Below are 25727 nucleotides of genomic sequence, written 5' to 3'. Positions count from 1 at the left end.
ACCCATGTTCTCTGTTTGTGTCAACTTGAGGTAAAGGAGTGGTTAACAAGCCGTACCTGCCCGTCAAATAGCAAGATATTCCACAAGCGTCCCGGCGGGCTGAGCTGGATCGCTGACCGGACGGATCAACAGGGCATTGGCCCCTGCAAGAACCGACAGGAGGGCGCTATCTTGTTGATTGCAAGCTGTAATTTCTCCATTGGCCACGACCGCGCGCATATAATGTTCCCGGGGGCCATTGGCGGAAATATCCGCACCCAGGCGGGCGGTGTAACGCGGGGCCGCGGCCTTGCCCAACCCCTGCATCGCGCGCAGGGCCGGCACCAGGAACACATGCCCACAGACCATGGCCGAGACCGGATTGCCCGGCAGCCCGATCACCGGTGTGTTCCCGAGCTTGCCTGCCATCAACGGTTTGCCCGGTCGCATTGCCACCTTGTAAAAACTGCGTGCCATCCCGAGCTCTTCGGTCACCTCACCCACCAGATCATGATCGCCGACCGAGGCCCCGCCAATGGTCACAATCAGATCTGCCCCGGTGCAGAGTTCAAATGCCATGCGCAGGCTGTCGTGATTGTCGCGCGCGATGGGCAGCATACGGGCTTCCCCGCCGTTTTCTTCGATCAGGGCTTTGAGGCCAAAGGTGTTTGAGGAAATGATCTGGTCCGGGCCGGGATTTTCTCCGGGCATGACCAGTTCGTCCCCGGTGGCCATCAGGGCCACAACGGGTTTGCGATACACCTGCACCTTCGGGGTGTTCATGGCCGCAATCAGAGCCAGATGGGCCGGGGTCAGCACCAAGGGGGCCTCGACCTGATCCCCAACCGCGAAATCAGCCCCCTCGGGGCGCACATGAGGCCCTTTATCCAGTTTGCGCCCCAGGGTGATCAGATCCCCTTTTCGGGTCACATCTTCTTGAATAATAACGCGATTTGCCCCTTCGGGCATCGGGGCGCCGGTAAAGATGCGCACGCATTGCCCTGCGCCAAGCTTGCCATCAAACCCGTGCCCGGCGGCGCTTTCTCCGATCACCCGGAACATCGCCTCGGGGTCTGCTTCCACGCCGTTTACCGCATAGCCATCCATGGCGGAGGCCGCAAAGGGGGGCTGCTGACGGGTGGCGGTCACCGGGGAGGCCAGCACGCGGCCCGCGGCCTCGGCCAAAGGCACCTCTTCGCGATTGAGCGGATTTACCAGAGAAAACAGATTGGCCAGGGCTTCGGTGACGGGGATCATGAGGGGGCCTCGTTGAGTTGTTCTTCTTCCCATTGGGCATAGGTGCGGCCATCGGGGAGTTTCCATGATGTGCGTCCGTTGGCAGCCCTCCCGGAAACGATTGAGGCTGCTGCCGAGGGGCTGGCAAAGGCGTAGTCTTCGGTAAATTCGGCAAGTTCACCAAGTTGCCGGAGGATGCCAGTCTCGAAAAGGGATTGGTGCAAGGATGCGTATCCAAGGTTGTGCTGTGCATTTGACCATGTCAGGCTGGCCTGCGATCCCTTGAGGATCCGCATGTTCGCACCTTCAAGGCGAGCATGCGCCTGAATGCTTCTTCTAGGTAAGGAAAAAACGAAAGTGGGAGAGGCTGGCGACGCTGGGGGCATTTGTTCTGCATAATGCGAGCGTCGCCCGCTTTGAAAGAACTCCACACGAATGGCGGGCAACACCATATGCAGGGTGTCCAGAAAGCTCTCCATATTGGCAGTATGGGCTTCGTTCAGGCTTGCCCCGCCGGGCTGATTGCCGTTTTCCAGGCGGATTTGGCCGGCCTCTTTGGCCAGTTGGATCAACCGGGCTTCGAGAAATTTCACATGTGCCTTGTGCAGCGCATCGCGGGCGGCGGTGATCAGGATGGCGTCGTCCCACCAGTCGCGGCTCTGGGCGTGCGATTTAAGCCGATCGGCCATATTCTCGGTCTCGCCGATATAGGCAAGTGGTCCGTTTTCATCCTGTCCGATCAGGATGTAAACCCCGGTCTGCTGCGCCTCAGGCCGTTTCAGACCATCCACGAGCTGGGTGCGGGGCAGGCGCAATACATGACCGGTCCAGTCAAACACTTCTGCGGTCAGCATCCCATCGGGGCGACCATCAACAAAAAAGAGTTCGAGAGACCGCCCCTTGCTCATCTTTCATAGACACCCGATTTTCCACCCTCTTTGCGAAGAAGGCGGATGTCTTTGATTTCCATTCCCTTTTCGGCGGCCTTGAGCATGTCATAAACGGTGAGGGCGGCGACGGACACCGCGGTGAGGGCTTCCATTTCGACCCCTGTCTGCCCACCGGTCTTCACCGTGGCGGTGATGCGGATGCCGGGCAGGTCCGGCACCGGTTCCAGTTCCAGCGCGACCTTGGTGATTGGCAGCGGGTGGCACAGTGGAATGAGGGCAGAGGTTTGTTTGCAGCCCATGATGCCGGCAAGCCGCGCCACGCCAAGCACGTCGCCTTTCTTGGCGGTGCCATCGGTGATCAGCGCCAGCGTCTCCGGGGTCATTTTCACAAACCCCTCAGCCAGCGCCATGCGGTCGGTCACGGCTTTGTCGGACACATCCACCATATGGGCCTGTCCGTCGGCATCGAAATGCGTGAGCGGTGATCTGGTCATGGGGTTACCTCAGGCAGGAACAGGGTTGGCAAGAAGGGTGCGGGTTGCGGTCTCGACATCATCCTGGCGCATCAGGCTTTCACCGATCAGGAAGCTGCGCGCGCCATATTCTGCCATATCGGCCAGATCCTGCGGGGTGAAGAGCCCGCTTTCACAGACAAGATGGCGGTCAGCCGGGGCCAGCTTTGACAGACGGCGGGTGGTGTCGAGCGTGGTCTCAAAGGTTTTGAGGTTGCGGTTGTTCACCCCCAAAAGCGGTGATTTCAGCGCCACGGCGCGCTCCAGTTCTGCCTCGTCATGCACTTCGATCAGCACATCCATGCCCCAGCCGAAGGCTGCGTCCTCCAGTTCGGCGGCTTGCGCATCCGAGACGGAGGCCATGATGATCAGGATGCAATCGGCCCCCAGCGCGCGGGCCTCGGCCACCTGATAGGTGTCATACATGAAATCCTTGCGCAGCGCGGGCAGGGACACGGCGGAGCGAGCCGCGACAAGAAACTCATCCGCGCCCTGAAAAGACGGACCATCGGTCAGCACGGAAAGGCAGGTGGCCCCCCCGGCCTCATAGGCGCGGGCCAATTCTGGCGGGTTGAAATCTTCGCGGATCAGACCTTTGGATGGGCTGGCTTTTTTCACTTCCGCAATCAGGCCATAACCAGTTTTCGACGCATCCAACAGAGCCTTGGCAAAGCCACGGGGTGCAGAGGCGTTTCGCGCGGCGGCCTCTACCTCAGACAGCGGGTGGCGGGCTTTGCATTCGGCCACATGTTCCAGCTTATAGGCTTTGATCTTGTCGAGAACGGTCAGGGTCATGTCATCACCATGCTATTGGGGGCTGGCCCTGATCTGTAAGCCAATTGTTGACGGAAGAAAACGGGCGAGAGCCGAAAAATCCACGTCTGGCCGAAAGCGGAGAAGGATGGGCGGTTTGCACGATCAGGTGATCACCGGGCTGAATGTGCCGGGCGAGCTTTTGGGCATTGTTTCCCCACAGGATGAAGGCAGTGGGCCGACGGGAGACGCGCCCCAGCACTTGATGCACCAGCCGGTCCCAACCCAGTTTCTGATGCGCGTTGGCCTCTCCTGCCGGCACCGAAAGCGCGGTGTTCAGAAGCAAGACGCCTTGATTTGCCCAATCCGAAAGGTCGCCATTGGCGCGCGAGATGCCCAGATCGGTTTCCAGCTCGGCATAGATGTTTTTCAAGGAGCGGGGCAGGGGGGACACATCCGGTTCCACGGAAAAGGCCAGCCCGTTGGCATGGCCCGGCGTGGGGTAGGGATCCTGACCCAGGATCACAACGCGCACATCCTCGGGCTGCGCCGCTTCAAGGGCGGCAAAGCGGCGGGGCGCTGGCGGAAGGATCTCGCGCGGGTCCGATTTGATTGCAGCGTCAATTCTGGGCCAGGTATCGGTGAAAAAGGGAAGGTCGGACCAGGCTGCGGGAATGTGGGGCATAGGTGGAGACCTTGACAGGCGCGCTCGGGCGCACATTTCGAAGAAAACTAGAAAACTAGAAAACTAGAAAACTAGAAAACTAGAAAACTAGAAAACTAGAAAACTAGAAAACTAGAAAACTAGAAAACTAGAAAACTAGAAAACTAGAAAACTAGAAAACTAGAAAACTAGTTTTCTGGTTTTTACACCCGGGCGGATTGCCGCCCGGGCTCGTCAGATGGCGGATGATCACCCTGCTGAGGTCACGCGGGCCAGGGTTTCGATCCGTCGCAAGGCTTCGCCGCTGTCGATGCTCTCGGCTGCCAACGCGGCGCCGTCTTTCAGGTCGCCCGCCTTGTCAGCCACCACCAATGCTGCCGCCGCATTCAGCAAAACCGCATCGCGATAGGCGGATTTCTCGCCGTTCAGCAGTGCGCGGAACGCTTTGGCGTTTTCGGCCGGCTCGCCCCCCATGATCGCCTCAAACGGATGCACCGGCAGGCCGGCCTCTTCGGGGTGCAGTTCAAATTCACGCACCGCGCCATTGTCCAGCGCAGCGACCCAGCTCACACCGGCAATCGACAGTTCATCCGTGCCGTCAGACCCATGCACCAGCCACGCCTTTTCGCTGCCCAGCAGGCCGAGGGTCTCTGCCATCGGACGCAGCAGGTTGCGCGAAAAGGCACCGGTCAGCTGGCGTTTCACACTCGCCGGGTTGGTCAGCGGACCGAGAATGTTGAAAATGGTGCGCGTGCCCAGCTCGGCACGTGTGGGCATCACATGGGCAATCGCCGGGTGATGCATTGGCGCCATCATGAAGGCAATGCCCGCCTCGGTTAGGGCCGCTTCGACCACATCGGGCCCGACCATCACGTTCACACCCATTTCCGACAGGGCATCCGCCGCGCCGGATTTCGACGACAGGTTGCGATTGCCGTGTTTGGCCACCGGCACCCCCGCCCCCGCGACCACAAAGGCCGTGGCGGTCGAGATGTTCAGCGTGCCCTTGCCATCGCCCCCGGTGCCGACAATATCCATCGCTCCCTGCGGGGCGGTGACCTTGTTGCATTTCGCGCGCATCACCGCGGCGGCGGCGGCGTATTCCTCAACCGTTTCGCCACGGGTGCGCAGGGCCATCAGGAACCCGCCGATCTGGCTTGGAGTGGCTTCCCCCTGAAACAGGATCTCAAACGCCTGTTCCGCTTCCGTGCGGGTCAGGGGGCGGTCGGCGGCAGCTCCGATCAGCGGTTTGATCATCTCGCTCATGCGGCGTCCCCCTTGTTGATGGCCTGCACGTTGACCCCGGCCGCTTTCAGAAAATTCGCCAGCATGGCGTGGCCATGTTCCGAACGGATGCTTTCGGGATGGAATTGCACGCCCTCAATCGGCAGTTCCTTGTGGCGCAGCCCCATGATCATGCCATCTTCCAGCCAGGCCGTGACCTCAAGACAATCCGGCAGGCTGTCACGGTCAACGATCAGAGAATGATAGCGCGTGGCCTCAAGCGGGCTGGGCAGACCTTCAAACACGCCCTGACCGGCATGGTGCATCGTGCCCATTTTGCCGTGAACGATCTCGCCTGCGCGCACCACCTGTCCGCCAAAGGCTTGGCCAATGGTCTGATGCCCAAGACAGACACCAAGAAGCGGCACACCTGATTTTGCAGCGGCACGGGTCAGATCAAGGCAGATTCCGGCCTGATCCGGGTCGCAGGGACCAGGTGAAAGCAAGATCCCCTGCGGCTGTTTCGCCAGCGCCTCGTCAACCGTCAACGCGTCATTGCGCCAGACCTCGACCTCGGCCCCCAATTCGCCCAGATAATGGACAAGGTTGTAGGTAAAGCTGTCATAATTGTCGATCAGCAGGATCATGAGATGGCCTTTCAGCAATTGGTGGCGCAACAGGGGTTACGCGCGGGTCCAGTCCGGCTATACATGTTCCAGACCTGCGCCTCTGGTCAAGGGGGGCAGGTGGGTTCTATGAGGTAACAGCCGGGCAGATACAGATTTTGGGCCCGGAATGCAGCAAGAGTGAGCGGGCGTAAAGCTCCGAGGAGGACAGGCATGTCACGAGGGTTTCTGTCGGGGGTGGCCATGGGGGCCATTGTATCGGGATTGGGTCTTGCGGGACTGTCGCTTGTCATGCCGATGGCGGATGATCCGGTTGGGACCTCAACCAAGACCGAAGCCCCGGTTGCAGCGCCAGAGGTGGCCCCCGTTACGTCTTCCCCCGCCACATCTTCCACTGCCACGTCGTCCCCCGATCCGTCCGCACCGACCGGTGATGATCCCGCAGCCACGGCCACGGGTGAGCTGGCAGGCCAGAACACCGATATTTCCACCGATCAACCCGTGGCCCCTGCCTTGTCCCAAGCTGCCCCTGATGCACCGGTTTCCCCTGACCTGTCGGGCGGGGAGCGTTCCGTGTCCGAACCTGATCCGGATATGGCACCGGAAGGGGATGAGGCCCCCCTTTCCGACGGCGCAACCCAGGCGCCGAAACCACCCGAAGGGATGGTGCCGGACGGAGCCCCGATTGCTGTGCCAACCGGTCCTGCAGCACAGGTCGAAGATGCGGCCCCCGTCGTAGACGCGCCACCTGCCGGAGCCGAAGCCGCTCCGGCGCCGGTTTCCCCGAAAGAGGATACGGTGCCTGATGTGGTCGCAGATACTCCGATCGCCGGGGCAGGGGGGCTGCCGGTGCAAACACCTGCCCTCGAAACCGACCCGCCTGAGAGCCTGCCTGACGGGGACAGCAACGCGCCTGCCCCGGAGGAGGAGCCATCCGCAAATGGTGGCCCTGCACGCATTGCGCTCAGCGATAACCCGTCCTCTCCAATTGGCGATCTTGCCCCCAATGTCACAACGGATCGTCTGCCCACCATTGCTGCGGGAGAGGCGCCGCAGGATGCCCCTGAGGTGATCTCGGAGGCAGACGCGGCCCGCGCCCAATCCCCATTGGCGATTGAGCGAAATGCCATTCCTTTTGACCGCATGGGGGATGACCCGATCATGGCGATCATCCTGCGCGATCAGGGGGCGGAGCGGCAGGCCCTGGGGGAGCTGTCTTCCCTGCCTTTCCCGATAAGCATCGTGATTGACGCAACTGCGGCAGATGCGGAAGAGGCCATTGCCTATTACCGCGCCAAAGGCGCTGAGATCGTGATCGAGGCCAGCCTGCCCGAAGCGGCCACTCCAACGGATGCCGAGGTGAATTTTCAGATCCAGAAAGATGTGATGGAACAAGGGGTTGCTGTCTTTCTGCCTGAGGAAAGCGGGTTTCAGGACAATACGGAGCTTGCAAATCAGGTATCCGAGATCCTGCTGGCTGGCGGGTTCGGTGCAGTCAGCAGCCCGGTGGGATTGTCGACCGGGCATCGGATCGCACTGAAGGCGGGTGTGCCCTCCGGACTGGTCTTTCGGGATGTGGACGGGGCTGGTCAGGACGGGCGTGCCATTCGCCGTTTCCTTGACAATGCCGCCTTCAAGGCGCGTCAGCAGGACGGTGTGATTGTGCTGGGCCGTGCCCGACCGGAGACGCTTCAGGCGCTGATCGAATGGAGCCTCGGATCTCGTGCGAAATCCGTGTCTCTGGCGCCGGTCAGTACGGTTTTGCTGGGCGAGTAGGGTGAGCGGGGAGAGGGGCGCTGCCCCTCGGCCTGGCGGCCTCACCCCGGGATATTTTGAACAAGAAAAAAACGGGGCGGGTGGTTTGTGGTGGCGGGGCTGACGGTGCGGCTGTGTCAGCGGCGCGGGATGTCAAAGCCGGGTGCCGCGAGGGTGAAGCCTTTGAAGTCAAACCCCGGTGACACGGTGCAGGAGACCAGACTGTAAGCGCCCATGGTGCGGGCAGCTTGCCAATGATGGGCCGGCACGATGATCTGCGGCGCCTGTCCGGCGGAGAGGTCTGGGCCAAGCAGATTGTCATTGGCCGGACCATTGTCGGTTTCAGACAGGGACAGTACCAGGGGCGCGCCGGCGTGGTAGAGCCAGATCTCGGTGGCATCAACCTTGTGCCAGTGGCTGCTCTCTCCCTCTTTCAGCAAAAAGTAGATGCAGGTGCCATGGGCCCGCCCATCTGACTGGGTGTCACGCCAGGTTTCGCGGAAATATCCCCCTTCCGGATGTGGGGCCAGGTTCAGGTGTTGGATGATTTCGTCAGCGGTCATCTGCGGCCTCATTCGTTGGGGGCAGGGTTTTGTCCTGACTAAAGCGTTTCGGGATAGACTTGAAATACATGTTTTCCCGAAACGCCCATAGCATTGAGATCTCTTGCGACGTTTCGACTTTTCTCTGTCACGGATGAGCGTCGGAACGCTTTATGGCAGGTTCATGCTGCTGCGCAATTCGACGATGGATTTACCCAGACGAAACGGTGCGGCAAAGCTGACCAGGCAGAGGGCCAGGATCTGCAGGATCAATATATGAGCGTTGCTTTGCAGATATTCCCATTCCTGCTGTAACTGTCCGACCTGCTCAATCAGCCGGTCGTAGCTTTGGGCAAGGATCTGGAAATCCCCGGCAATGGCCGGGGCAAGCGGGCGCAGGGATGTCATGGCTGCGCGCGTGGTTGGGTCGAGGGAGGAGAACACAAGAAATCTTGAGATATCAAAGGCATCAGCCTTGCTCACCATATCACGCATATCATTGCTGCTGGGGTGACTGCGGCCAAGGGTCAGGAAACTGAGCCCGGTGAGGGGTGCCACTTCTTCGGTGACGGCGATGAACAGAGGCAGGTCGGAATTGGCGGCGGTGGAGGCGGAGAGGAACTCGACCTTGTCACAAAGAACACGCACGTTTTCATCCATGGCCGGGTCACAAAAGCGCAGGCGAAACCGGGCGGCGTCGCGGTCGAAATCGGCGCTGGCGGCATAGGCCAGGTCGATCTGCCGATCAAGGCGGGAACTGTCAGAGGTGTAAAGCCCGGCGATGATGGCCACCAAGGCGCCGACGCCCCCGAGCACAACCCACACCAGATCCGCCAGTTTCCAGGCGCGATGTCCGGGGGGCTTGCGAAACAATAGTGCGGTGCCTATTGCGCCGATCACGAACAGCGCCAGAAGCAGGTGCAATTGATGGGTGGTGACAAAACTCATAGGGCCGAGTTTACGAGAGCGGTGACGCAGTGCAAGCGGGCTCAACCGAGCGTGATCGGAATGTGAACCCGGCACCTGAGGGGGAGATCGCAGGGCTGAAGCCGGGTGATCGGGTGGTTGGGGGGGCGAAGGGCCCGGCACGTGAGCGGAAGGGCCCCCGAGCTCAAAGAAACCGGGCCGCCCCTGCGTCTTGGCAGCGGGCGGCCCGGATATGTTTGCTCTCATGCTGGAAATCACCAGATCCGCCAGGCCCCTTTCTGGGCCGTCGGGCGGATCTATGTGAAATCCGGATGGCTTATTTCAGAATGCTGCGCCCGGCATATTCGGCGGTCGCGCCCAGCTGTTCCTCGATGCGGATCAACTGGTTGTATTTGGCAAGCCGGTCCGAGCGCGCCAGCGACCCGGTCTTGATCTGACCGCAATTGGTGGCCACGGCGAGGTCGGCAATGGTGGCATCTTCGGTTTCGCCCGAGCGATGCGACATCACGTTGGTGTAGCCTGCGCGATGGGCCATATCGACAGCTTTCAGCGTCTCGGACAGTGACCCGATCTGGTTGACTTTCACCAGCATCGAGTTGGCGGCCTTGCGGCTGATCCCATCAGACAGGCGGGCCGGGTTGGTCACAAACAGGTCGTCGCCAACCAGCTGAACCTTGTCGCCCAGAAGCTCGGTCAGGGCGACCCAGCCGTCCCAGTCATCTTCCGACATGCCATCTTCGATCGAGATGATCGGGTAGTCGTCGCACAGCGCCTTGAGATACTGGGCGTTTTCTTCCGAGCTCAGCTCTTTGCCTTCGCCCGACAGCACGTATTTGCCGCCTTTGTAATACTCTGTCGCGGCGCAATCGAGGGCGAGGTAGATGTCTTCGCCCGGCTTGTAGCCTGCTTTTTCGATCGATTTCATCACGAAATCCAGCGCGTCACGGGTCGAGGCGATATTGGGCGCAAAGCCACCTTCGTCACCGATCCCGGTCGACAGACCCGCAGCCTGCAGCTCTTTTTTCAGCGTGTGGAAAACCTCGGCCCCCATGCGCACGGCTTCGCGGATATTCGTGGCCGAAACCGGCATGATCATGAATTCCTGGATGTCGATCGGGTTGTCCGCATGCTCACCGCCATTGATGATGTTCATCATCGGAACCGGCAAAACGCGGGCGGCTGCACCGCCAACATAGCGGTACAGCGGCAGGGCGGAGGTGTCGGCTGCCGCTTTGGCCACGGCCAGCGATACGCCCAGAATGGCGTTTGCCCCCAAACGGCCCTTGTTGGAGGTGCCGTCCAGCTCGATCATGGCGGCGTCAATGGCTTCCTGTTCGGTGGCGTCAAACCCGATCAGCGCCTCGGCAATCTCACCGTTTACTGATTCCACAGCGGCCAGAACGCCTTTGCCCAGATAGCGCGCCTTGTCGCCATCGCGTTTCTCAACCGCCTCATGGGCACCGGTCGAGGCCCCCGAAGGCACCGCGGCACGGCCAAGCGTGCCGTCTTCCAGCAAGACATCGACCTCTACGGTCGGGTTGCCGCGGCTATCCAGAATTTCGCGGGCAAAAATATCGACGATGGTGCTCATATTGGCGCTCCCAAAAAGAAGAAAACTTCAGTTGGGGCGTCTTTAACCCGTCAGCCAGCGTCGGGCAACCGGGCGGCGCGACTGTTAGCGCGAGCTTCGCGCAGAAACATGTAAATCCCGCTGCCAATGACCACCGTCGCGCCCAGATAGGTCAGCGTGTCGGGGCGTTCACCAAAGATGATCACCCCTAAAATGATCGAAAAGATCAACCGTGAATAACGAAACGGCATGATGATCGAGGTTTCCGCAATCCGCATCGCCAGAACGATGGCATAATACCCCCCCACGCCAAAGACCATTGCCCCGGCCAGAATCCCCCATTGGATCCCCTGAGGCAGGACAAACGGCTCCGTGACCGGGATCATCAGCAACCCGGCCGGGATCAGCGCAAAGAAACCGTAGAAACTGACCGAAGTTGAGGGGATCGACGGGTCGATCTGCCGGGTGATCAGGTCGCGCAGGGCAATGCCAAAGACGGCGGCGATGGGAAAAAGGGCCGCCATGTCGAAATCTGCCGCACCAGGGCGGATGATCATCAGAACCCCCAGAAAACCGATGCCGATGGCCGTCCAGCGCCGCCAGCCCACAGTTTCCCCCAGAAACAGCGCCGCTCCTGCGGTGATGGCCAGAGGTGTGGCCTGAAACACGGCGGCCACGGTGGAAATCGGCACCAGTGACAGGGCGGTGATGAAAAACATTGCCGACACCCCCTCAGAGGCCGCACGCCACAGCATCATGGGAGAGCGCATGTCCCGATGCACCAGCGGTGCCAGCGTGCCACGGGTCAGATAGGTGATCACCGCAAAGGCACATGCCCCGCCAAAGCCCAGAAACACCAAGACCTCGGAAACCGGCAGACCGGCAGAGCTTGACTTGATGAACGCATCCTCAACCGCAAAAGCGGCCATGGACAGGGTGACAAGGATGATGCCGCGTATATTTTGCATGTTCAGGACCCGCGATGTTACCGGCAGACAAAACCGGAAAATTGGATCCAAAACAAGCCCGGGAAACGTGATGGATCACATTTGATTTCCTGATGAATGAGGGACAAGCAGGGGCCACGGCACCGACGCCCCCGCGCCGCAGGGTCCCTGCAACAGGCCCCCCGTTATTTTCTTGTCAGAAATATCCCGGGGGTCTGGGGGCTGGCCCCCAGCCTGACCGGATCAGGCTCAAGCCTTGTCGATCGGCACGCCGTACAGTTCCAGCCTGTGATCCTTGAGCTTATAGCCCAGCTTCTTGGCGATCTTTTCCTGCAGCGCCTCGATCTCGGGATCCACGAATTCGATCACCTTGCCAGTGGTCAGATCAATCAGGTGATCATGGTGATCACGATCCGCACTTTCATACCGTGCGCGGCCGTCGCCAAATTCGTTCTTGACCAGAATACCGGCCTCTTCGAACAGTTTGACCGTGCGATAGACGGTGGCAAGAGAGATCCCGGCGTCGATTTCGGATGCGCGGGCATAAAGCTCCTCCACATCCGGGTGGTCGTGATGGGCCTGCTGCAGCACACGGGCAATCACCCGGCGCTGTTCGGTCATACGCAGGCCCTTTTCCTCGCAGCGGGCAAGTATGCTCTTGTTGGGCATGATCTGATCAACCTCACGAATCCTTTCACCTTTTATGACGCGAAACGACGGGTGGGGAAACCGGGAATGGGGCAAAGGCCGGAGGGTGGGCGGCTCAAAGCAGCAGCGTGCCCTCCATCACCTTCACAGCCTGTCCCGCAACCGTGACCCCCTTGGCATCGGCCAGAAGCTCAATCCGCGAGGGGCGCCCCATATCCGTGCCCTGATGCACGGTCAGGGCAATATCGCGCCCAAGGCTCTGGCACATGAGGGATGCAAGCGGGGCGGCCGCCGATCCTGTGGCCGGATCTTCCGGAATGCCGTCGAGCGGGGCAAACATGCGCGCATGTGCTTCCTTGCCGTCCATCACAAAGGGGTAAACCGCAAAATCGTGATTGCCGGGATAAAGTGCTGCACCCTCGCGCATGGCGTCCACATTGGGGCAGAGCTTTGACAGCGTGTCCCGATTGTCGAGCTGGACATAGACAAAATCCCCCCCAAGCGAGGCGAGCACAGGTTCGCTGCGCAGGTTGCCGATCTCGCATCCAATGGCCCGGCAGACCAGATCGGCCGCCGGGTGGGCTTTTATCTCCAGCGGGTGTTCGGTGCGAAACGAGGCTGCGCCATCTTTGGCCTGACAGATCAGCGGCCCGACACCCAGCTCCAGCACCATATCATTTGCGCCGCCCAGATCAGACAGCATCACCGCCGTGCCCACGGTCGGGTGACCGGCAAAGGGCAGCTCACGCATTGGGGTGAAATACCGCACCCGCGCCGTGTGGGAAGGGTCCTCGGGCGGCAGGACAAAGCTGGTTTCCGAGAAGTTGAACTCGCGCGCGATGGTCTGCATCTGTGCCTCGGACAGGTCCCCGGCCTCCGGCACGACGGCCAGCTGATTGCCGCCAAAGGGCGTGTCGGTAAAGACGTCATAGACAAAATAGCGCATTACATCAGCTCCGGTTCGCGGCCCAATTTCGTGGCAAGGGGCGCTACGGTCAGCCCCTGAATGATAATCGAGAAGATGACGATGATATAGGTCGCGGTGAGGATCAAGGGTTTCCATTCATTTTCGGGAAGTGACAGCGCAAGCGCAACCGAGATCCCCCCCTTGAGCCCGCCCCAGGTCATGATCGGGATCACCCCGGCCGAGAAGTTTCGGAAAGGTTTGAGCAGCATCACCGGCACCGCCACCGCGGCAAAGCGCGCAAACAATGCCAGCGCGATCGCAAAGATGCCCGCCATGACCGCATCCCCGGTGAAGGCCACGGCAAAGACCTCAAACCCGATCATCAGGAACAGGACCGCATTCAGGATCTCATCAATCAGTTTCCAGAACGCATCGACATATTTCCGTGTCTCTTCGCTCATGCCGTGTTTCGCCCCCACATCGCCAATCAAAAGACCGGCACAGACCGCCATGATCGGGGCCGAGACATGCAGGGCAACCGCCAGCTCGTATCCGCCAAAGGCCAGGCCCAGCGTCAACAGCACTTCCAGTGAATAATCGTCGATATGGCGCATCAGTCGAAAGGTTAGCCAGCCCAACATCACCCCCAGCACAGCACCCCCCAACGCCTCTTGTGCAAACAGCAGGAGCGCCGCCTGAAAGCCCGGCTGGTCAGGAGCATCAGCAGAGGGAAAGGCCAGCCCGACCAGCACCAGAAACACCACATAGCCAACCCCGTCATTAAACAGGCTTTCCCCTGCGATCTTGGTTTCCAGCGACTTCTGCAAATTGGCCTCGCGCAAGACCCCCAGAACCGCCACCGGATCAGTGGGCGAGACCAGCGCACCAAACACCAGTGCGATCAAAAGCGGCATCCCGGTCAGCCAACTGAAGCCTACGCCAACAATGGTGGTGGACAGGGCCACACCGATGGTGGCCATCAGGATCACAACCCGCCATTGTTGCCTCAGATCGGAAATCTTGACATGCAGTGCTCCGGCAAACAGCAACAGCCCCAGCATGCCCTCCAAAAGCGCATCTGAAAAATCAATGCCGGCGACGGTGCTGCGCACCTGGTCCGCCATGCCCAGCCCCGGCAGCAGAAGGTCAAGCCCCATCACCGCAAGCGACGCGGCAAGAGACACAACCAGAATGCCGATGGCAGAGGGCAGTTTCAGGAAAAGGTAATTGATCGCTCCAAAAAGCCCCGCCAGAACGATCAGCAGGGACGCAATTTGCAGAAAAGTCATGTTTTGGCTCCGGGCCTGAAAGAGAAGGGGTGATTTGCCTCCTCTTATCATGGGGATGCGGGGACACAAACCTCTTGACGCTGTGTGCGACGCAAAGTCCTGAGGCCGGATGCGCATGTCGCTCTGCGCGCGTCTCACAGATTTGAAAACAGCTTTGCCGGATATGCAGATCTTCTGGCAGGTCTGGGCGGTGGCACCGGTTCTCCTGCGGGCGGCCCTGTTTGTTGAAACGCTTTACAGAGGCATCACCTCCGGCCTGTTCCTGTTCTGGTTCTGGCTTCTGAAACACGACAAGGTGTCCTCGGTTGCCTTCTTTGCCTTCCTATCCCCCATTTTCGGCGTCGCCATGGGGGGCGTGGCTGGGCGAAGCCGCTGGCACTGCCGCGTTCGGGGCGCTTGCCCTCGTGGTGACGAGGATCATCCTGATCAACCGGTACTGAGCGCCACCCGCGCCCAGACCGGCAGATGATCCGATGCCGCCCGCGCAAGCGGCGTCTGCACCACATGCCCCTCAAGGATCTCGACGCCGGGGCTGATCACCAACCGATCCAGCGCCGCCATCGGGCGCGCCGCATGGAAACTTTTGCCGAAATCATGGATATCAAAACACCGGTCCAGTGGCTCGAACCCACGATGTGCGGACCATTCATTGAAATCCCCCAGGATCACCGTGGGCTTTGTCTCATGGCTCAGTTCCCCCGCCAGACGCCGCATCTGCTGATGGCGATAGCGGCGCATCAACCCCAGATGGGTGCCAATCACCCGAAGCCCCTGAACCTCAACCGAGACCGCCCCCCGCGGCTCCAGCCCGGGCAGGGGAAGGCGCTGGCAGGGGCCAATCTCAAACCCGCGGCGCACCAGAACCGCATTGCCGTGACTGCCAAGAGAGACGGAATTTGCTGCCAGAGGCGCCACCTGGTAATCACTTTCTTCCGCGATGATCTGAAACGGCAGCGCAGCCCGGCGGGGCCCCAACCTGCGGTCGGCTTCCTGCAACACCACCACATCCGCATCCGCCTGACAGATCACCTCCATCACCCGATGGGGATCGCGCCGCCGATCCAGCCCAACAGCCTTGCGAATATTGTATGTCAGCAATGACAGCTCCACGCTGCCCCCTTTCTTCTTGGCACATAAACTCCGGGGTGAGCGAGCTTGCCTCGCGAGGGGCAGCGCCCCTCTCATCCCAGGGTCACGTTCCGCAGAAGGTGCGCATCACCCGTTCTTCGGATCGTGGCCCCCGGGTCAGGTCCATGTCCTCCTTGTGCGGAGCGTAAGGCCGGGTGAAGGCCTCTGCAAGGTGATGAAACGGCGCATAATTGCCGGATAGGCCCGCCTGAATGGCGGCTTCGATCTGGTGGTTTCTGGGAATGATCACCGGGTTGGACGCCGCCATGACCGCATGTGGGTCCTGCTCTCGCGCCAGTCGGGCCTGCCAGTCCGGCGCCCAGCTCTCCCATGCGCCCTCGTCTGTGACCTCGTCACGTGCATCCCCGTGGCTGAGGGCCGTAAATGTCCGGGTGAAATCAGACCGACTGGTTGCCATCCGGCCCAAAAGCCCGGTGATCAGCGCCATGTCCCCGTCTTCTTCGCGCAACAAACCGATCTTGGCGCGAAACCGTCGCAACCACGCCGCCTGAAAAACCGTGCCGAACCCGTCAAGCAGGGCGCCCATCTCTTCGATACCCGCCTCCTGATCTGGCATCAGCGGCAACAGGGCCGTGCCAAGCTGTGCGAGGTTCCAAAGCGCCATGTCCGGCTGGGCCGCATAGGCATAGCGACCGTTCTGGTCGATCGAGGAAAACACCGTGCGCGGATGATAGGCATCCATGAAGGCGCAGGGACCATAATCTATCGTCTCGCCGGAAACGGCCATATTATCCGTGTTCATCACCCCGTGGATGAACCCCACCGCCATCCACGCCGCCACAAGCTCTGCCTGCCGCTGCATCACCGCGCCCAGAAAGGCCACCGGGCCGGCAATATCGGGATAATGCCTCTGGATCACATGATCCAGAAGCAGCCCAAGCGCCTCCGTGTCGCCCCTTGCGGCAAAATACTGAAACGTACCAACCCGGATATGGCTTGCCGCCACCCGCATCAGAACCGCACCGGGAAAGCCTCTTTCCCGGTGCACAACCTCACCGGTCAGTGCGGCCCCCAATGCGCGGGTGGTCGGGATCTGCATCGCATGCATGGCTTCGGATACCAGATATTCCCGCATCACCGGCCCGAGCCAGGCCCGCCCGTCACCACGCCGTGAAAACGGTGTCTGGCCCGACCCTTTCAACTGGATATCCACACGGCCGAAGTCCCCGGTGATTTCCCCCAGCAGCGCGGCGCGCCCATCCCCAAGCTGCGGCACCCAGCCGCCAAACTGGTGCCCCGCATAGGCCTGTGATATCGGTTCCATCCCCGCAAGCAGATGATTGCCAGTCAACAGCTCCGGTGTCAGCTCCGCCGGATCAAACCCCAGCACATGGGCCAGCTTTTCGTTTACGATCAACGGGGCAGGGGCCTTGACCGGTGTTGGATCAACGCGGGCAAAGAAACGGGCGGGCAGCCGGGCATAGCTGTTGTCGAAGGTCACACTCATGGGATCAGTTTACAGGATGCGCGCCATCAGGTGGTAACGATCGCGCGACGAGAACCCGATCCGTTCGTATAGGGTGCGCGCACGCTGGTTGTCCGTATCCACCTCGAGGTTCATCGCCTTGATCCCCTGTCCGGCCAGCGCCCGGGCCAGCGCCATCATCGCCTCGGATCCCATGCCACGCCCGCGCACCCGCTCCCGCACGTAAAACTCATCGACAAAGGCGTCGAGCCCGCCGAATTCGATCGACCAGCCAAAGCTGACCGCGATATACCCCACCGGGGCCGAGCGGGGGCCAATCATCCAGATTGCGCCATGGGGGGAACCTTGCAGGAGCGGCACAAGGGCATCGTGACGGGTGGCCTCGTCCTGGTCGATACCGCTTTCGGCGTGAAACCCGGCGACCAGATGGGTCAACCGATCCAGATCCTCCAGCGTGGCAAGGCGTAATGCGCTCATAGTCGGGCCAACCTTTCTGTCAGCAGGTCAAAAAATCCGTCCGCGTCCAGATCGCCGATGAACAGCGCATTGGGGCGGCGGTCAGTCACGCCCCACCAATCGGCGACCGTCATGCCCAATGTAAGTTCGGATCGGGTCTCGATCTCGACATTCACATGGCGGCCGGAAAACAGCGCGGGCCGGAGCAGGTAGGCGATCACCGTGGGGTCATGCAGCGGGGCACCTTCAGACCCGTATTTCTCGCGGTCGAACCGTTCAAAAAAATCGGTCATCTCGGCGGTGAAGCGACCCACCTTTGTGTTCAAGGCGCGAAACGCATCATTGCGCGGTTTGGTGACCAGCGCCTTATGGGTCACATCCAGTGGCATCACCACAATCGGCACCCCGGATTTGAACACGATATCAGCGGCCTGAGGGTCAACATAGATGTTGAACTCAGCTGCGGGGGTCACATTTCCCACCTCGAAATAAGCGCCCCCCATCAGGACGATCTCCGCAACCCGGTTGATGATGTCCGGGGCGCGGGTGAAGGCGGTGGCGATGTTGGTCAGCGGCCCCAGCGGGCAGAGCGTGACCGCGCCGGGCGGCTGGCTGCGCAGGGTGTCGATGATGAAATCCACCGCGTGACCATCCTGCAATGGCATGACCGGGTCCCAGAGCTCCGGCCCGTCCAGCCCGGTTTTACCATGCACATATTCCGCCGTGACCAGATCGCGTTCCAACGGGCGATCACATCCGGCAAAGACCTTTGTCTCCGGCTTGCCAGCGAGCTCACAGATGATCCGTGCATTGCGCTGCGTATAGCTGAGCGGCACGTTGCCGGCGACGGTCGTGATGCCCAGAACCTCCACCTCTTCCGGGCTGGCCAGCGCCAGCAGGATGGCCACCGCATCGTCCTGTCCGGGGTCGGTGTCTATGATAATTTTTCGTGCCATATCAGATCTTTGTGTCCTGATTTTTATGCCCTGGTGTTAAGCTGCAAGCTCAATCCAGATCGGCACGTGATCCGATGGCTTTTCGCGCCCGCGCACCTCTTTGTCGATCTGGCAGTCACGCAGCATGTCGGCGCATTCCGGTGACAGCAGGAAATGGTCGATACGGATCCCGTCATTGCGCTGCCACGCCCCGCGCTGGAAATCCCAAAACGTGTATTGCTCAGGGGCGGGATTGCGGGTGCGGAAGGCTTCGGTAAGGCCGAGGTTCAGAAGCTTGCGAAAGGCGGTTCGGCTGTCAGGAAGCGCCAGCGCATCGCGGGTCCAGGCCTCGGGGCGGGCGGCGTCTTCAGGCTGCGGAATGATGTTGTAATCCCCCGCCATCAGGAACGGTTCTTCCGCGGCCATCAGCTCTTCTGCACGGTTTTGCAATCGGGCCATCCAGTTGAGCTTATAGCCATATTTGCCGTCATGGATCGGTTGATCATCGGCATCAAACGAGACCGGGTTCCCGTTGGGCAGGTAAAGCCCGCAGATGCGGATCGCGCATTCGTTCACCACGGTGGCTTCGATATATCGCGCCTGTTCATCGCTGTCGTCCCCGGGCAGGCCGGTCATCACGTCCTCAAGCGGGTATTTCGACAAAATCGCCACGCCGTTGAAGCTTTTCTGCCCATGGGTGGCGACATTATATCCCATGTTTTCAAACTGTTCGCGTGGAAAGTTTTCATCCACGGATTTGACTTCCTGCAAGATTGCCACATCCGGGGCCGCCTCTTCCAGCCACGCGGTAAGAGCGGGCATGCGGGCCTTGATCCCGGCGATGTTGAAACTGGCAATCTTCATGGGCGCTCTCCGATTTTCTGCGCTTACTGTGGGGGGAAATCTGCGGCGGCACAAGCGATTAACGGGTCCGGGGGGCGGCGGGCCGGAAATGGCTGATCAGCCTGCATTGCGGGCCGCAATTGCCGTGCCCGCCGCATGGGCCGACGCCCAGGCCCATTGGAAGTTGAACCCGCCAAGCCAGCCGGTTACATCTACGCATTCGCCGATGAAATAAAGCCCGTCTTGGTGTTTTGACATCATTGTCTTGCTGTCGAGGCCCGAGGTTGCCACCCCGCCAAGCGTCACCTCGGCGGTGCGATAGCCTTCGGTTCCGGACGGGGTCACGGTCCAGTTGGCAAGGGCGTCGCAGATTTCGCGCAGGCGGGTGTCGCTCTGATCAGCCAGATTGCCGGACAGGCCCAGCTCGGGCGCAAGGAAATCGACAAGTTTTGCGGGCAGAAACTGTCCCAGCTCCGTGGTCAGATTGCGCCGCCCGGCGCGCTGACGCTGATCGCGCAGGGCTGTCAACAGGTCGCGCCCGTCCGAAATCCCCGCGGTCAGGTCAATCGTGACGCTTTCCCCTTCGCGCCAGTAGGACGAGATCTGCAGGATCGCCGGCCCGGACAGGCCGCGATGGGTGAACAAAAGCGCCTCTTCGAACCGCGCGCGGGCGTTCCAGACCCGCACCGGCAGGGACAGGCCGGACAGCGGGGCAAAGCGCCCTTCGGGAAAGGTGAAGGGCACAAGGCCGGGGCGGGTTTCGGTGATCTCATGCCCGAACTGGCGGGCGATGTCATAGGCAAACCCGGTTGCCCCCATCTTCGGGATCGACTTGCCGCCGGTGGCCAGCACAAGTGCGTGCGCCTGCACCGGGCCGTGAGGGGTGGTGAGGACAAATACCTGACCGTCATGGGCAATGGACTGAACGCTGCAATTCAGGCGGATTTCCGCGCCCGTGGCTTTGGCCTCGGAGACGAGAAGCTCTACGATCTGCGTTGCCTTGTCGTCGCAAAACAGCTGCCCAAGCGTTTTTTCATGCCAGTTTATCCCGGCCTGGTCGAGCTTGGCCACAAAGTCCCAGGGGCCAAAACGGCTGAGGGCGGATTTGTGAAAATGCCTGTTCTGCCCGAGAAAATTTCCCGGCTCGCAATACATGTTGGTGAAATTGCAGCGCCCGCCGCCGGAAATGCGGATTTTCTCGCCCGGGCGTTTGGCGTGATCAAGCACCAGCGTGCGCCCGCCGGTTCGCGTGGCGCAAAGCAGGCCAGCCGCCCCCGCGCCGATGATGATCGTGTCGTAAATCATGGCGCTGCATACCTGTTTCATCAGTAAGAGGAAAGCGTGCAGGTCAGGGCCGCGAGGCTGGCATCACGCGCGGCCATCCTGCCGTTGAGGGGCGGGGCTGAGGTGGTGCGGGAAACGGGCCGGTTCCTGCGCGGGGTCAGATCGAAAACGAGGTGCCGCAGCCGCAGGAGGCGGTGGCATTGGGATTGTTGATCACAAACCGCGCCCCGATCAGTTCTTCGGTAAAGTCGATCTCGGCATTGGCGAGAAAGGGCAGGGACATTTCATCCACCACAACCTTTTCGCCGTCTTTTTCGAGGATCAGGTCGCCCTCGGCGGGATCATCAAGGGAAATGTCATATTGAAACCCGGAGCAGCCGCCCCCTTCCACGGCCACCCGCAGGGCCTTGCCCTGATCGGCCGCGCCAATTTCGGCCAGCCGGTCAAAAGCACGTTGGGTCACGGTGGGGGGCAGGGTGAGATCCATCGGGGTAACCATTTCTCAGAGCGCTTTTCCTGTGCCGAAACACGGGAGGAGGCAGCGCGGGTGATGTTTGTCGTAGAAAAGCCCCACGCCAAAACTGTGACCCAGATTTGACGTGAAACGATTTTGTTCAGCGCAGAGCAAATATAGGTGTGGGGGCCACGCGCGGCAAGATGGCTATGTGTTGACCTGGGTAACTATTTGCAATTGAGTGCGTTTTGACAGGTCGTTTGATGGGCAGATTGACAGGCAGAGAAGGAGCACCCGGATGCTCGCCACATATGCAACGCATCCCGAACGCAGCCGAGGGCGGCTGTTTGAGGAAAGCGAAAGCGCCTTTCGGGAGCCGTATCAGAGGGACCGGGACCGGATCATTCACTCTTCGGCCTTTCGCAGGCTCAAGCATAAGACGCAGGTCTTTGTCGAACATGAGGGGGATTATTTTCGCACCCGGCTGACCCATTCGATTGAAGTGGCGCAGGTGGCACGCACCATTGCCGGGGCGCTCAGGCTCAACCAGCATCTGACCGAAGCGGTGGCGCTGGCCCATGATCTGGGACATACGCCCTTTGGTCATACCGGAGAGGATCGGCTGGATGAGCTGATGGCGCCCTATGGCGGGTTTGACCACAATGCGCAGGCGCTCAAGATCGTGACCTCTCTGGAACATCACTATGCCAATTGGGACGGGCTGAACCTGACCTGGGAAACGCTTGAGGGCATTGCCAAGCACAATGGCCCGGTCAGCGGCGCGCTGCCTTTTGCGCTGGCGGAGTATAATGCGCGCCATGATCTGGAATTGCACACCCATGCGGGGGGCGAGGCGCAGGTGGCGGCGCTGGCTGATGACATTGCCTATAACAATCACGACCTGCATGACGGGTTGCAGGCGGGGTTGTTCACGATGGAGGAGATTGCGGAGCTGCCCATCGTGGGGGACATGATCCGCGAGGTGGACCGCAAATACCCCGGCCTTCGCGGCGGGCGGCGGCGCCACGAAGCGCTGCGGCGCGTCTTTGGCGTCATGGTCGAAGACGTGCTTGCGACCTCAACCCGATTGCTGCAAGCGGCAAACCCCGCCTGCGTCGAGGATCTGCGTGCGCTGGATCACGCGGTGATCCGCTTTTCACCCGGTTTGTGGCAGGACCTGAAAGAAATCCGGGAATTCCTGTTCACCCGCATGTATCGTGCCCCTTCGGTGGTTGAGATGCGCAGGCGGGTCACGCAGGTGCTGGAAGAGCTGTTTGCCCATATGTTTGCGCACCCCTCGGATCTTCCGGCAGAGTGGCAGGTGGCCCTTGCTGGGGCGAGCGAGCGGGCGATTGCACGTCATGTTGCCGATTACATTGCCGGGATGACGGACCGGTTTGCGCTTCAGGAACACAGGCGTCTGGGGCTCGGGGGGTAGGGGCGCTGCCCCTCGCGAGACAAGCTCGCTCACCCCGAGGTATTTGTAGCAAAGAAAAAAGAGGGCGCGCGTGAGGGGGTGGCTCTCTTGACCTTTGGCCCCATGCTGATAGAGGTGCGCTGGACGAGAAAGGATCCGTGACATGAACCTGTTTGCTGAAATTCGCGCGCTTGTGATCAACAGCCTGACCGAGATGGTGGCCGAAGGCGTGCTGCCCGAGGGGCTGAGCTTTGACAATGTGGCGGTGGAACCTCCGCGCGATCCGGCCCATGGGGACATGGCGACCAATGCGGCGATGGTGCTGGCCAAGCCTGCCCGGATGAAGCCGCGTGATATTGCCGAAGTGCTGGCTGCCAAGCTGGGGGCGGATGATCGGATTGATGTGGCGGAAGTGGCGGGCCCCGGCTTTTTGAACCTGCGCCTGTCGGCGTCGATCTGGTCCGGGCTGGTCTCGGGCATTTTGGCAAGCGAGGGCTATGGTCGGTCCGCCATGGGGGCGGATCAGAAAATCAATGTCGAATATGTGTCCGCCAACCCGACCGGGCCGCTTCATGTGGGGCACACCCGCGGTGCGGTTTTTGGAGATGCCCTGGCAAGCCTTCTGGAATATGCGGGCTATGACGTCACGCGCGAATATTACATCAACGATGGTGGCGCGCAGGTTGATGTGCTGGCGCGGTCTGTTTACCTGCGCTACCTCGAAGCCCACGGGCAGGAAGTGGCGTTTGAGGATGGCACCTATCCGGGCGATTATCTTGTGCCGGTGGGGGAGGCGCTGAAGGCCAAGGTCGGGGATGCCTATCTGGATCAGCCGGAAGACGTCTGGCTGGTGGAAATCCGCGAGTTTGCCACGGCTGCGATGCTGGACCTGATCCGTGAGGATCTGGCGCAGCTTGGTGTGAAAATGGACAAGTTCTTCTCAGAAAAGTCGCTATATGGCACCGGGCGGATCGAGGCGGCCCTTGCCAGCCTCGAAAGCAAAGGCTTGATTTATCAGGGTGTTCTTGAGCCGCCGAAAGGCAAGAAACCCGAAGATTGGGAACCGCGTGAGCAGACCCTCTTTAAATCGACCGAACATGGCGATGACGTGGATCGTCCGGTGAAGAAGTCGGACGGCGCATGGACCTATTTTGCGCCCGATATCGCCTATCACTATGACAAGGTCGAGCGCGGCTATGACCAGTTGATCGACGTGTTCGGCGCGGACCATGGCGGTTATGTCAAACGGATGAAAGCGGCAGTGTCCGCATTGTCGGATGGCAAGGTGCCGCTTGATATCAAGCTGACCCAGCTGGTGAAGCTTTATAAAAACGGTGAGCCGTTCAAAATGTCGAAACGTGCGGGCAATTTTGTCACGCTGCGCGATGTGGTGAGCGAGGTGGGGGCGGATGTGACCCGTTTTGTCATGCTGACCCGCAAGAACGATGCCCCGCTTGATTTCGACTTTGACAAGGTGAAAGAGGCCAGCCGGGACAACCCGGTCTGGTATGTGCAATATGCCCATGCGCGGATCTGTTCGGTTCTGAAAAAGGCCGAAGAGGCTGGTGTTTCCCTGGGCGCCGCACCGCTGATCGAAGATGAGGCAGAGCTGGCGGTGGCCAAGAAGCTGGCCGAATGGCCACGCCTGGTCGAGATCGCGGCACGCACCCATGAGCCGCATCGCGTCGCCTTCTATCTCTATGAACTCGCAGCAGAATTTCAGTCGCTTTACAATCGTGGCAACGAAAAATCAGAGCTGCGTTTCGTGCAGGATGGCAAGAATGACTCATCTGCTACGAAAATCGCCCTGCCGCGTGCCGTGAAACTTGTCATTTCCGCAGGTCTTGGTATTCTTGGTGTCAATCCGGCCGAGGAAATGCGCTGATCACAAGCTCAGCTCGTGCCGGAAATGGGGGCGCAAACGCCCCTTTTCGAGGCAACGAGCAGAGACCGGAGAGAGGATGCGGGCAGCAGGCCTGCCTAATCGTGTCCCCCCGGATGTGAGGCAGGTATGGCGACGATCGATTGGGGCAACACCCGTGCCCCCATATATCCCCAGCAGACACCCGGACCGGCAGGGAAGGGCGGCTATTCCAACGGGGGATCCGCCCCGGTGCAGGGACAGCAGCAACAGGGACATCAACATTGGTCTGCCGCTGGGCAGGTGCATCATGTGCCTGTGCAGGATCCTCACCTCCACTATGGTGGTGCACAGGGGCAGGATGAGTTTGGTGCCCCGCCTGCCTATGCCCACACATCTCATATGCCAGCCCCCGCTGCGCCTGTCCTGAATGGCGGTGGGCGCTTTGGGACAGTGGTCAATTATGCCGGGGCGGCGGTTTCTCTTGGATTGATTGTTGGGCTGGCCGTCTGGGGATACCAGTTGGCCATGCGCGACGTGACCGGCATTCCGGTGGTGCGCGCGCTGGAAGGTCCGATGCGGATACAGCCGGTTGAACCGGGGGGGCAGTCTGCGGCCCACCAGGGCCTGGCGGTGAATTCGGTTCAGGCAGACGGCGAGGCCAGTGCCCCGTCTGATCAGGTGGCGCTTGCCCCTGCGCCGGAAACGCTGGATGATGAGGATCTCCCGGCGGGCTCTGCCAATCTCGTCGCACAGGTCGAAACCCAGATCTCGGATACGGATCCGATTCTTGAACCTATTGAAGTTGCAGCGCATTCTGTTCCTGGCGCCCCGAGCGTGGATATGAGCAATCTGCCCTCTGACCCGGTGGTCGCCGCGCTGGCCATTGCCAGTCAGGTCAGCCAGAATATCAAGCCCCTGTCGCAAACTGCCCCGTCTGGCGCAGATGTGACCCGGGTGGCGGCGCAAAGCCCGGTCAGCCTGCCGCAGGTTGCCCCCAAAACCGTCAAGGTTATTCCGGCCTCCGTGCCCGGCGTGTCGACATCCGCCCGCCCGCTGATCCGCCCGTCGGATCTGCGCACGATCAGCCCGGTCAAGGCAAGCCTGGAAAGACCGGTGGACAGCGCCCCCAAGGAGATCACCCCCGAGGCGATCCCGGCCGGCACGCGGCTTGTCCAGCTTGGCGCCTTCGAAAGTGCAGAGATTGCGCGTAGCGAATGGGACAAGCTTTCAACCCGGTTTGACGATTACCTTCCCGGCAAGACCCGCGTGATCCAAAAGGCCCAATCCGGCGGCAAGACCTTTTATCGTCTGCGCGCCATGGGATTTAAAGACCTTGCCGATGCGCGCCGTTTCTGTTCAGCTTTGATGGCAGGCAAAACCGCCTGTATCCCGGTGGTCACCCGCTGATCGGTCCTGCCGGAATGTGAAGT

At 60.7% G+C, this 25727-nt stretch carries 26 protein-coding genes; 5 read left to right on the top strand and 21 right to left on the bottom strand.

The window, feature by feature from the left end; translation table 11 throughout:
• Positions 1-63: 63 nt before the first annotated feature.
• The 7 genes from AKJ29_RS06650 to AKJ29_RS06620 form a co-directional block, all read right to left on the bottom strand.
• Entirely contained in the window at positions 64-1236 is a 1173-nt protein-coding gene (locus tag AKJ29_RS06650; RefSeq protein ID WP_055189240.1) for a molybdopterin molybdotransferase MoeA, read from the bottom strand.
• Entirely contained in the window at positions 1233-2123 is an 891-nt protein-coding gene (locus AKJ29_RS06645) for a GIY-YIG nuclease family protein (protein WP_055189238.1), read from the bottom strand. Before AKJ29_RS06645 ends, AKJ29_RS06650 begins: the two co-directional genes overlap by 4 nt.
• Positions 2120-2599 carry a cyclic pyranopterin monophosphate synthase MoaC gene (moaC, locus tag AKJ29_RS06640; protein ID WP_055189236.1) on the bottom strand — a complete coding sequence of 160 codons (480 nt, stop codon included), beginning with the start codon at positions 2597-2599 and terminating at the stop codon, positions 2120-2122. Before moaC ends, AKJ29_RS06645 begins: the two co-directional genes overlap by 4 nt.
• A gap of 9 nt (positions 2600-2608) precedes the next feature.
• Positions 2609-3412, bottom strand: coding sequence for an indole-3-glycerol phosphate synthase TrpC (gene trpC / locus AKJ29_RS06635; RefSeq protein ID WP_055189233.1), 804 nt, complete (start codon positions 3410-3412; stop codon positions 2609-2611).
• Positions 3413-3416: 4 nt separating this feature from the next.
• Positions 3417-4055 (bottom strand): uracil-DNA glycosylase, encoded by a 639-nt coding sequence (locus tag AKJ29_RS06630; protein WP_055189228.1) that lies wholly within the window; start codon positions 4053-4055, stop codon positions 3417-3419.
• A 228-nt stretch (positions 4056-4283) separates the two neighbouring features.
• Positions 4284-5300: an anthranilate phosphoribosyltransferase gene (gene trpD / locus AKJ29_RS06625; protein WP_055189226.1), complete on the bottom strand. Its 1017-nt coding sequence runs from the start codon at positions 5298-5300 to the stop codon at positions 4284-4286.
• On the bottom strand, positions 5297-5905 hold the full coding sequence (locus tag AKJ29_RS06620) for an anthranilate synthase component II (protein ID WP_055189224.1): 609 nt from the start codon (positions 5903-5905) through the stop codon (positions 5297-5299). The genes trpD and AKJ29_RS06620 overlap by 4 nt, the downstream gene beginning before the upstream one ends.
• A 192-nt stretch (positions 5906-6097) precedes the next feature.
• Here AKJ29_RS06620 and AKJ29_RS06615 point away from each other — a divergent pair, with 192 nt between their 5' ends.
• Complete coding sequence (locus AKJ29_RS06615; protein ID WP_055189222.1) at positions 6098-7660, top strand: divergent polysaccharide deacetylase family protein; 1563 nt, start codon at positions 6098-6100, stop codon at positions 7658-7660.
• A gap of 116 nt (positions 7661-7776) precedes the next feature.
• Here AKJ29_RS06615 and AKJ29_RS06610 read toward each other — a convergent pair whose 3' ends face one another.
• The 7 genes from AKJ29_RS06610 to AKJ29_RS06580 form a co-directional block, all read right to left on the bottom strand.
• Positions 7777-8202: a cupin domain-containing protein gene (locus tag AKJ29_RS06610; protein ID WP_055189220.1), complete on the bottom strand. Its 426-nt coding sequence runs from the start codon at positions 8200-8202 to the stop codon at positions 7777-7779.
• A gap of 150 nt (positions 8203-8352) precedes the next feature.
• Complete coding sequence (locus AKJ29_RS06605) at positions 8353-9129, bottom strand: hypothetical protein (protein WP_055189219.1); 777 nt, start codon at positions 9127-9129, stop codon at positions 8353-8355.
• 295 nt (positions 9130-9424) lie between these two features.
• The gene (gene eno, locus AKJ29_RS06600) at positions 9425-10699 is read right to left on the bottom strand and encodes a phosphopyruvate hydratase (protein WP_055189217.1); all 1275 of its coding nucleotides are present in this window, start codon (positions 10697-10699) and stop codon (positions 9425-9427) included.
• A 50-nt stretch (positions 10700-10749) separates the two neighbouring features.
• Positions 10750-11646 carry a DMT family transporter gene (locus AKJ29_RS06595; protein ID WP_055190428.1) on the bottom strand — a complete coding sequence of 299 codons (897 nt, stop codon included), beginning with the start codon at positions 11644-11646 and terminating at the stop codon, positions 10750-10752.
• 228 nt (positions 11647-11874) lie between these two features.
• Positions 11875-12294: a Fur family transcriptional regulator gene (locus tag AKJ29_RS06590; protein ID WP_055189215.1), complete on the bottom strand. Its 420-nt coding sequence runs from the start codon at positions 12292-12294 to the stop codon at positions 11875-11877.
• A gap of 94 nt (positions 12295-12388) precedes the next feature.
• Positions 12389-13219: a PhzF family phenazine biosynthesis protein gene (locus AKJ29_RS06585; protein ID WP_055189213.1), complete on the bottom strand. Its 831-nt coding sequence runs from the start codon at positions 13217-13219 to the stop codon at positions 12389-12391.
• Positions 13219-14469 carry a cation:proton antiporter gene (locus AKJ29_RS06580; RefSeq protein WP_055189211.1) on the bottom strand — a complete coding sequence of 417 codons (1251 nt, stop codon included), beginning with the start codon at positions 14467-14469 and terminating at the stop codon, positions 13219-13221. Before AKJ29_RS06580 ends, AKJ29_RS06585 begins: the two co-directional genes overlap by 1 nt.
• 154 nt (positions 14470-14623) lie before the next feature.
• Here AKJ29_RS06580 and AKJ29_RS06575 point away from each other — a divergent pair, with 154 nt between their 5' ends.
• Positions 14624-14938 (top strand): hypothetical protein, encoded by a 315-nt coding sequence (locus AKJ29_RS06575; RefSeq protein WP_235477318.1) that lies wholly within the window; start codon positions 14624-14626, stop codon positions 14936-14938.
• On the opposite strand, the gene AKJ29_RS06570 is transcribed toward AKJ29_RS06575, so the two are convergent.
• From AKJ29_RS06570 to AKJ29_RS06540, 7 genes are all read right to left on the bottom strand, one after another.
• The gene (locus tag AKJ29_RS06570) at positions 14896-15579 is read right to left on the bottom strand and encodes an endonuclease/exonuclease/phosphatase family protein (RefSeq protein WP_314732192.1); all 684 of its coding nucleotides are present in this window, start codon (positions 15577-15579) and stop codon (positions 14896-14898) included. The two genes, AKJ29_RS06575 and AKJ29_RS06570, sit on opposite strands and share 43 nt — an antisense overlap.
• Before the next feature lie 82 nt (positions 15580-15661).
• The gene (locus AKJ29_RS06565; RefSeq protein WP_055189207.1) at positions 15662-17065 is read right to left on the bottom strand and encodes a protein adenylyltransferase SelO; all 1404 of its coding nucleotides are present in this window, start codon (positions 17063-17065) and stop codon (positions 15662-15664) included.
• 9 nt (positions 17066-17074) lie between these two features.
• Positions 17075-17521: a GNAT family N-acetyltransferase gene (locus tag AKJ29_RS06560; RefSeq protein ID WP_055189205.1), complete on the bottom strand. Its 447-nt coding sequence runs from the start codon at positions 17519-17521 to the stop codon at positions 17075-17077.
• On the bottom strand, positions 17518-18456 hold the full coding sequence (locus tag AKJ29_RS06555) for a nucleoside hydrolase (protein ID WP_055189203.1): 939 nt from the start codon (positions 18454-18456) through the stop codon (positions 17518-17520). The genes AKJ29_RS06560 and AKJ29_RS06555 overlap by 4 nt, the downstream gene beginning before the upstream one ends.
• A 36-nt stretch (positions 18457-18492) precedes the next feature.
• Positions 18493-19299 carry an exodeoxyribonuclease III gene (gene xth, locus AKJ29_RS06550; protein ID WP_055189201.1) on the bottom strand — a complete coding sequence of 269 codons (807 nt, stop codon included), beginning with the start codon at positions 19297-19299 and terminating at the stop codon, positions 18493-18495.
• A gap of 96 nt (positions 19300-19395) precedes the next feature.
• On the bottom strand, positions 19396-20583 hold the full coding sequence (locus AKJ29_RS06545) for a BaiN/RdsA family NAD(P)/FAD-dependent oxidoreductase (RefSeq protein WP_055189199.1): 1188 nt from the start codon (positions 20581-20583) through the stop codon (positions 19396-19398).
• 136 nt (positions 20584-20719) lie between these two features.
• Entirely contained in the window at positions 20720-21049 is a 330-nt protein-coding gene (locus tag AKJ29_RS06540) for a HesB/IscA family protein (protein WP_055190424.1), read from the bottom strand.
• A gap of 265 nt (positions 21050-21314) precedes the next feature.
• On the opposite strand from AKJ29_RS06540, the gene AKJ29_RS06535 reads away from it, so the two are divergent.
• The 3 genes from AKJ29_RS06535 (at position 21315) to AKJ29_RS06525 (ending at position 25704) form a co-directional block, all read left to right on the top strand.
• Complete coding sequence (locus AKJ29_RS06535; RefSeq protein ID WP_055189197.1) at positions 21315-22454, top strand: deoxyguanosinetriphosphate triphosphohydrolase; 1140 nt, start codon at positions 21315-21317, stop codon at positions 22452-22454.
• A gap of 142 nt (positions 22455-22596) precedes the next feature.
• Entirely contained in the window at positions 22597-24318 is a 1722-nt protein-coding gene (argS, locus tag AKJ29_RS06530; RefSeq protein ID WP_055189194.1) for an arginine--tRNA ligase, read from the top strand.
• A gap of 126 nt (positions 24319-24444) precedes the next feature.
• On the top strand, positions 24445-25704 hold the full coding sequence (locus tag AKJ29_RS06525) for an SPOR domain-containing protein (protein ID WP_055189193.1): 1260 nt from the start codon (positions 24445-24447) through the stop codon (positions 25702-25704).
• Positions 25705-25727 lie beyond the last annotated feature (23 nt).

Source organism: Aliiroseovarius crassostreae (assembly GCF_001307765.1).
Taxonomy (GTDB): domain Bacteria; phylum Pseudomonadota; class Alphaproteobacteria; order Rhodobacterales; family Rhodobacteraceae; genus Aliiroseovarius; species Aliiroseovarius crassostreae.
Note: the sequence above shows the minus strand (reverse complement) of the source record. Positions and strands in the feature narration are given on the sequence as shown.

Excerpts from the sequence above, each read along its gene's own strand:
- AKJ29_RS06650 (WP_055189240.1), bottom strand. The coding sequence starts at position 1,236 with ATGATCCCCGTCACCGAAGCCCTGGCCAATCTGTTTTCTCTGGTAAAT.
- AKJ29_RS06645 (WP_055189238.1), bottom strand. The coding sequence starts at position 2,123 with ATGAGCAAGGGGCGGTCTCTCGAACTCTTTTTTGTTGATGGTCGCCCC.
- moaC (WP_055189236.1), bottom strand. The coding sequence starts at position 2,599 with ATGACCAGATCACCGCTCACGCATTTCGATGCCGACGGACAGGCCCAT.
- trpC (WP_055189233.1), bottom strand. The coding sequence starts at position 3,412 with ATGACCCTGACCGTTCTCGACAAGATCAAAGCCTATAAGCTGGAACAT.
- AKJ29_RS06630 (WP_055189228.1), bottom strand. The coding sequence starts at position 4,055 with ATGCCCCACATTCCCGCAGCCTGGTCCGACCTTCCCTTTTTCACCGAT.
- trpD (WP_055189226.1), bottom strand. The coding sequence starts at position 5,300 with ATGAGCGAGATGATCAAACCGCTGATCGGAGCTGCCGCCGACCGCCCC.
- AKJ29_RS06620 (WP_055189224.1), bottom strand. The coding sequence starts at position 5,905 with ATGATCCTGCTGATCGACAATTATGACAGCTTTACCTACAACCTTGTC.
- AKJ29_RS06615 (WP_055189222.1), top strand. The coding sequence starts at position 6,098 with ATGTCACGAGGGTTTCTGTCGGGGGTGGCCATGGGGGCCATTGTATCG.
- AKJ29_RS06610 (WP_055189220.1), bottom strand. The coding sequence starts at position 8,202 with ATGACCGCTGACGAAATCATCCAACACCTGAACCTGGCCCCACATCCG.
- AKJ29_RS06605 (WP_055189219.1), bottom strand. The coding sequence starts at position 9,129 with ATGAGTTTTGTCACCACCCATCAATTGCACCTGCTTCTGGCGCTGTTC.
- eno (WP_055189217.1), bottom strand. The coding sequence starts at position 10,699 with ATGAGCACCATCGTCGATATTTTTGCCCGCGAAATTCTGGATAGCCGC.
- AKJ29_RS06595 (WP_055190428.1), bottom strand. The coding sequence starts at position 11,646 with ATGCAAAATATACGCGGCATCATCCTTGTCACCCTGTCCATGGCCGCT.
- AKJ29_RS06590 (WP_055189215.1), bottom strand. The coding sequence starts at position 12,294 with ATGCCCAACAAGAGCATACTTGCCCGCTGCGAGGAAAAGGGCCTGCGT.
- AKJ29_RS06585 (WP_055189213.1), bottom strand. The coding sequence starts at position 13,219 with ATGCGCTATTTTGTCTATGACGTCTTTACCGACACGCCCTTTGGCGGC.
- AKJ29_RS06580 (WP_055189211.1), bottom strand. The coding sequence starts at position 14,469 with ATGACTTTTCTGCAAATTGCGTCCCTGCTGATCGTTCTGGCGGGGCTT.
- AKJ29_RS06565 (WP_055189207.1), bottom strand. The coding sequence starts at position 17,065 with ATGAGTGTGACCTTCGACAACAGCTATGCCCGGCTGCCCGCCCGTTTC.
- AKJ29_RS06560 (WP_055189205.1), bottom strand. The coding sequence starts at position 17,521 with ATGAGCGCATTACGCCTTGCCACGCTGGAGGATCTGGATCGGTTGACC.
- AKJ29_RS06555 (WP_055189203.1), bottom strand. The coding sequence starts at position 18,456 with ATGGCACGAAAAATTATCATAGACACCGACCCCGGACAGGACGATGCG.
- xth (WP_055189201.1), bottom strand. The coding sequence starts at position 19,299 with ATGAAGATTGCCAGTTTCAACATCGCCGGGATCAAGGCCCGCATGCCC.
- AKJ29_RS06545 (WP_055189199.1), bottom strand. The coding sequence starts at position 20,583 with ATGATTTACGACACGATCATCATCGGCGCGGGGGCGGCTGGCCTGCTT.
- AKJ29_RS06540 (WP_055190424.1), bottom strand. The coding sequence starts at position 21,049 with ATGGATCTCACCCTGCCCCCCACCGTGACCCAACGTGCTTTTGACCGG.
- AKJ29_RS06535 (WP_055189197.1), top strand. The coding sequence starts at position 21,315 with ATGCTCGCCACATATGCAACGCATCCCGAACGCAGCCGAGGGCGGCTG.
- argS (WP_055189194.1), top strand. The coding sequence starts at position 22,597 with ATGAACCTGTTTGCTGAAATTCGCGCGCTTGTGATCAACAGCCTGACC.
- AKJ29_RS06525 (WP_055189193.1), top strand. The coding sequence starts at position 24,445 with ATGGCGACGATCGATTGGGGCAACACCCGTGCCCCCATATATCCCCAG.